This window comes from Bradyrhizobium sp. Mp27 (assembly GCF_029953005.1).
GTDB lineage: Bacteria > Pseudomonadota > Alphaproteobacteria > Rhizobiales > Xanthobacteraceae > Bradyrhizobium > Bradyrhizobium barranii.
Map to the genome: position 1 here is coordinate 1 of NZ_JASAUS010000273.1, position 6003 is coordinate 6003.

General features: G+C 58.5%; 2 protein-coding genes and 1 pseudogene. 1 reads left to right on the forward strand and 2 read right to left on the reverse strand.

Going from position 1 to position 6003, the window contains the following annotated elements:
* Positions 1–67 precede the first annotated feature (67 nt).
* A complete protein-coding gene (locus QJT78_RS47620) occupies positions 68–1687 on the reverse strand; it encodes an EAL domain-containing protein (protein ID WP_212481673.1) in 1620 nt (539 codons plus the stop codon).
* A 548-nt stretch (positions 1688–2235) separates the two neighbouring features.
* On the opposite strand from QJT78_RS47620, the pseudogene QJT78_RS47625 reads away from it, so the two are divergent.
* Positions 2236–3320: pseudogene (locus QJT78_RS47625) on the forward strand (IS630 family transposase).
* Between the two features lie 266 nt (positions 3321–3586).
* On the opposite strand, the gene QJT78_RS47630 reads toward QJT78_RS47625, so the two are convergent.
* Positions 3587–4996, reverse strand: coding sequence for a GGDEF domain-containing protein (locus tag QJT78_RS47630; RefSeq protein ID WP_272481440.1), 1410 nt, complete (start codon positions 4994–4996; stop codon positions 3587–3589).
* Positions 4997–6003 lie beyond the last annotated feature (1007 nt).

The window sequence follows — 6003 nt, forward strand, 5'->3', positions numbered from 1 at the left end:
TACGCCCTCCCGACGCAACGACAAAACCGTAAAGCCCCGCGTTCAGCATAACCCGGCAGGAATCCACTTAAATCCAGCGGGGCGCTGTCCAAACAACCGGGGCCAGCTCTCGACTAAGCAGCGCGGGGATACCGGCGGCCTGGACGGCATCACTGAACAGATAACCTTGTCCTTCTGCGCAACCATTGGCCACCAGATAGGCCAGCTGGCCTGCGTCTTCGACGCCCTCGGCCGTGGCCGTCAAACCAAATCCATTTGCAATGCCAAGGATAGCACGAACGATCACCTGGCTGTCGGTACTGTCGCCGAGATGCGACACGAAGCTTCGGTCTATCTTGATCTTGTCGAGACGAAACGAAAGCAGCTGGCTAAGCGTAGCATAACCCGTACCGAAATCATCGAGCGCGATGCGGACGCCGGCTTGACGGAGTTCATCCATCACGGTCTTCGCAACCCCGGTCTTTTCCACGAACGCGCTCTCCGTAATTTCAATCTCCAGGCGGCTCGGACTGAACCCGGTTTGCCCAAGGATCGATAGAATGCGCTGTCCAAGCGCGGGGTCACGCAACTGAATTGGCGAAATATTGAAGGCAAGCGTAAACATCTCCGGCCACGTATTGGCATCAAAACAGGCGCGGCGAAAAAGCTGATCGCCAAGCGCGTTGATGAGGCCAGTTTCTTCTGCAATCGGAATAAACACGTCGGGCGGAATATGCCCAAAAGTCCTGTTTTCCCAACGCGCCAGGGCCTCGAACCCGATGATGCAATTACTTTTGAGCGAAACGAACGGCTGGTAGTGCGGCTCGATAATATCGGCCGTTATCGCGCTACGAAGCTCTCGCTCGATCTGGATGCGCCGCTCGACATGCATGTCCATCTCTGGTTCGAAAAAGCGAACACACGACCTGCCATCGCCTTGTGCGCGATAAAGTGCACGTTCGGCGCGCCTGACCAATTCGTGGAGATTGACGCCGTCAATCGGAGCGATGGCGATGCCAATTCCAACGCCAAGCTCGGCTGAACCCGTCTCGATCGCGAAAGTGTCGCCGGCGGACGCCACAATACGGCGCGCCAGATTGGTGGGATCCTCAAGGGAGCTAATGTCTGGCATGACAATCCCGAATTCGTCGCCTCCAATCCTCGCCAGGACGCCATCCGTGCGCAAGACGTCGGCGAGCCTGTTGGCAAATGCGCAAAGCGCCTTGTCCCCCGCTGCGTGGCCATGCGTGTCCTTGATCCTCTTGAAGCCCCTAAGGCCAAGCATCAGAACGGCCACCTGGTGGGTGTCGCCGGCGAGGCCAAGGCACGCATCAAGTTTTTCATCAAACAGGCGACGGTTAGGCAGGCCAGTCAATGGATCATGTCGCGCCAGATCGCGCGCTTCTGCTTCTGCAATGGTTCGTGCTTTGGTTTCTCGGGCGAGATCTCGATAGCGGCGAACACTAAAGATTGTCAGCGCAACGCTCAGAACAAATGCGACAAACATGAAGAATACGATGGCGTCGAGTGCCGAATCCGCATAGCCCCGTCCCAGCTGAAACAAACGAGGGCCAAGCTCATAAACATGCGCCAAGATCGAAGCAAGAACGACGCCCCCAAAGAGAGCGATGAAATCCCTTGTGGCAGAACTACGCCAATCGAACCAATCGGCGTGCAATACGCGCGATCGTGGATTTGACAAACTCATCACAGTCGAACCTTCGCTGAAGCCGGTTATTCCAGTGAGCTCTTACAAGTAGCATAACGGCACACTTAATACCAGGTGTTGTGCGCCGATTACCTGAACTCGACTAACGCCTCGCAAGCCCGCGACGGTAAGCGCGCCGTCGGATCGCGATCGTCGTTCCCGGCAAAAGTGGTTTGCAATCGAACCGGCCAGTTGTCACATTGGTAGCGCGGCCGAAGCCACGGTTTACGCCTCCAAGATGCCGCTTCAACGCTTTGAGGGCTCTGGGGCGCACGAGTGGCAAGAGCGAACGGATGGTCCCCGGGGCGCCACTTGCTGAGCCTCCCCGGCAGATTGCATGCTCTGGAACTGAAGGGCCTGGCGTGTTAAGGTTGGTGCCGTGTATCCTCCTCGACTGGCGCTGCGCCTCCCGAGAATCGTCCCGGTTTACCCGCGCTCTCGAGGCCGACGAGCCACCGAGAAAGCGCCCGGATAAATCGCTTACCTAGTGCGTGCTCTGTCACTAACATTTGAATCCCAACTTGTCGCGCATATGATTCACTTGCGGCATGGGAAACGACTTGATTGTACTTGATCGCAAGGCTCGCAGGGAACTGGAGCAACTGCTCACCGATGGAAACACGGCTCAGAAGATCGCCAAGCGAGCGAGGATCGTGCTGATGACGGCGGACGGTCATGGCGTCGTGGCGATTATGCGTGAGGTCGGGGTTTCCAAGACCACGGTCTGGCGCTGGCAGGACTATTTTGCCGAGGCCGGCGTCGATGGTCTGATCAAAGGCCGCTCCAAGCCGCCTGGCCGAAAGCCGCTCAGCGCTGCCATGAAGCTCAAGGTCGTCGAGAAGACCGTGAAGGAGCGTCCCGCCAATGCCGCGCACTGGAGCGTGCGATCGATGGCGGAAGAAATGGGCATCAGCCACACGAGCGTGCAGCCCATCTGGGCCGAACACGGCCTCAAGCCGCATCTCGTGCGCAGCTTCAAGATCTCCAACGATCCCGACTTCGTCGCGAAGGTCGAGGACATCGTCGGCCTTAACGTCGATCCGCCGGAGAAGGCGCTGGTGCTTTCCGTCGATGAGAGAGCCAAATTCAGGCACTCGACACGCAGCCGGGTTTGCCCTTGAAAAAGGGCCGTGCCGGCACGATGACCCATGATTACAAGCGCAACGGCACCACAACACTCTTCGCCGCGCTCGATGTGGCGGCCGGTACCGTCATCGGCGAATGTCTGGCGCGCCATCGGGCAGACGAGTTCCTGTCGTTTCTGAAAACAATCGACCGCGAGACGCCCGCACATCTCGATCTGCATCTGATCCTCGACAACTACGTCACCCACAAGACGCCGGCCGTGAAGCGCTGGTTGGCGCGACACAAACGCTTCACACTGCACTTCACGCCGACATCCTGTTCCTGGCTCAACCTCGTCGAGCGGCTCTTCGCCGAAATCACTCGCCAGCGCATCCGGCGAGGAACCTTCAACGACGTCACCGAACTCAAGACCGCGATTGACGAGTGGATCGAGCATCGAAACCAAAACCCAAAGCCCTTCAAGTGGACCGCCGGCGCCAAATCCATCCTCGCAAAGCACCGCCGAGCCAAAAAAGCGCTCGCCATCGCAAAAACCGGATGCAAATGAATGAGTCAGAACACTAGCGCGGTATAGGCGACCTCCAGCAACTGCATGTTCCTGAGTTTTGAGCACGAAGAATGCGGCGCGCCTGCTCAACCAGCTTCAGGCGAACCTTGCGACCGCGAAGCCATTGTCCCGCTCGCGGCGCTGATGGAAGAGACTCGCTCGACCGCGTAAAGCAAGATGCGATCTACGTTGTTCGCCGCCGCGATTCCCGGGTCGCGACCATGTTGCTCGTGCAGCCTTAGGCTAAGCGCGCGAATGAACGAAGCCTACGCGGCAATCACACGATTACGACCTTCATGTTTTGCGCGATAGAGCCGCTGATCTGCGACGTTCAGCAATCCGTCAAGCGTGTCTCCATCGCGCCCGAACTCCGACACCCCAACACTGATGGTGACGCAGACCGACGGTCGGGCTTCGACGTCGAATGCAGTGCCTTCAATCGTCGATCGAAGGCGCTCGGCTACCGCGCAAGCCGTGTCGAGCGTCGCCCCCGGCAGCAAGACCATGAATTCTTCACCGCCCACGCGCGCGACAGAGTCATAAGGGCGAATTGCCTCCAGACACTTTCGCACAAATGCGCGGAGCACCTCATCGCCGACGCTGTGACCACGTGAGTCATTGATATCCTTGAAATGGTCGAGATCGAGCGACAGCAGAGATAATGGAGCACCGGTTCGCTTGGCCCGCGCGATCTCGGCGCCGATATGCTCGAGGAAGTGTCGCCGATTTCCGGCACCGGTCAGTGGGTCGGTGGCGGCAAGGCGTTCTAACCTTTGATTGCTCACTTGCACTTGCTGTAGCGCCCTTTGAGTGTCGGCCATCGAATCGGCCAGGCGGGCCATCATTTCTTCCTGGCTATAGATGGTCGAGAAGGATTGCGTCGTTCGGAAAGCCTGGACAACGCCATAGCTGAGCAGCAAGAACCCGCCAGCAAAGATCGCGTGGGCGAGCCACCACATATGATTCCACGGTGCCGCCAGAATGAATGCGAGCGACGATAACGCAAACCACGCGACCGAGATGCCGAAAACAAGCATGAGCGGCGAGTGAATCCCTCGCATGAGCATGACCGCGACGTTCAGCGTACTGAACACCAGTGCACCGCCCTCCATGGACAAGCGTACCGCCGGGTGTCCCGCATAGGGGGAGTAGGCGATCAATGCGACAGCTATATCCACGGTCAGGAACAGGCCGGTCCACATCAGCCATGTGCGCGCATCCGAACGCTTCTCGACCTCGTCTGACGGCTGGTTATAGCTGAGCAGCCCAACGAAGAGAAGAATCGACATCGCGAGACGCGACGCCGGTCCATAGAGCAGAAACAGCCAGATATTGCGGTGTGCCATCCTGGTGAAGGCGCCGTGCAGTAAATAGATCAATACGAAGCCGAGAAAACCCAGCGTCAACCAACGCAACAGAGGTTCGCCCGAAGACCAGTAGCAGCGCCACGTCACATAGGTGACGAACAGCCCTTCGAGGGTGGCGACGGCAATCGCGAATTCATGGAACGGGTGATTTTCGAATTTTAGCGTGGGATCCTGCTGGAAATACAGGTAGGCGATGAACTGGGCGGGCATAAGGGCAAAGGCGATGAGGAGAAGGCTCATATACGCCTGTGTGACCAGCCGGAGCGCGTTGCTCGGTTCGTGTACCGCAAGATTGGTGTTCATATGCATATACCGCCTCCCGTGATGACGTGCGGTCGTTTCATTGCCTCTTGGGCGTCCCGAGGGATACTCTGTCCCAGAGCACCTTCGGTCCTTGTGTACTACCCAGATGAAGGAACCAGGGTGCGTCGCGGCCGGAAGGCCATTCAACAACTCGGCGCCCGCGATCACCGCTGCACCGGCGCGACGGAGGCGTGAGCTTGAGCTTTCTGTCCATCTGCGGCACCCCGTCGAGCAGGCGCGGCGCCGACAGGGTCGGCCTTGTCGTTCAGCAGATTATTCCGGCTCCTGCCGCGAGTTGTCACGGTCTGCGAGACGCTCGAAAACGCCCATCGAAAGACAAGGAAATCACGAGCCCGTTGAGGAAGGAGTCTGCGTATTACCGTACTCAACCGTCTGCCTGCCGCCCGTCGGTAGTGCCGCCGCCACAATCGGTCCGTTACTGGTTCGGCTCCGAGCCAACACGCGTAATGAGCAAAATCGTAAGCGTCAGCCCGCTTTGATTGACGAGTTTCTCGTAGGCCATCTGCGATCTCCTTCGTCTGGGATGTCCCCGCACTGCGCGACCGGGGCCGTTAGGATACCTAAGCTGGTTGAGCTAGCCGCCTGCCAAACCTTGTAGGTTCCCTAACGCAACTTGTGAGATTGGCTTGCGGCAAGGAGGAATTACTCGATCCGTCCCGGATGACGCACGAAGAGATGTCCGACCGACAAAGTAGTCGCCGGTCCAGCTCTATCGGGCGCGCGGCCAGCACCGCCGCCCATGTCCGGAGCCTCCCGACGCGGCGTGTCCGCCCCAAGCGCGAGAAACGCGAGGCGCATCGGCTAGAGGACCACGCGAACGCACGACGCACGACCGAAACGCCTTTTCTTGAATTGGTGCCGGACTGACTAAGACGATAAAGGGTAAGCGCTCCTTTCTACGCACCTATGCAGTTGAGCGCGGGGATGGGATGAGGTGTCCACCATGAACGAGGTGGACACCATCGATGATCACTCCAGAAGAACTTTTGAGA

What these genes read in the sequence shown, in the direction of transcription:
- QJT78_RS47620 (WP_212481673.1), bottom strand. Translation starts at nt 1,687, where the DNA reads ATGAGTTTGTCAAATCCACGATCGCGCGTATTGCACGCCGATTGGTTC.
- QJT78_RS47630 (WP_272481440.1), bottom strand. Translation starts at nt 4,996, where the DNA reads ATGCATATGAACACCAATCTTGCGGTACACGAACCGAGCAACGCGCTC.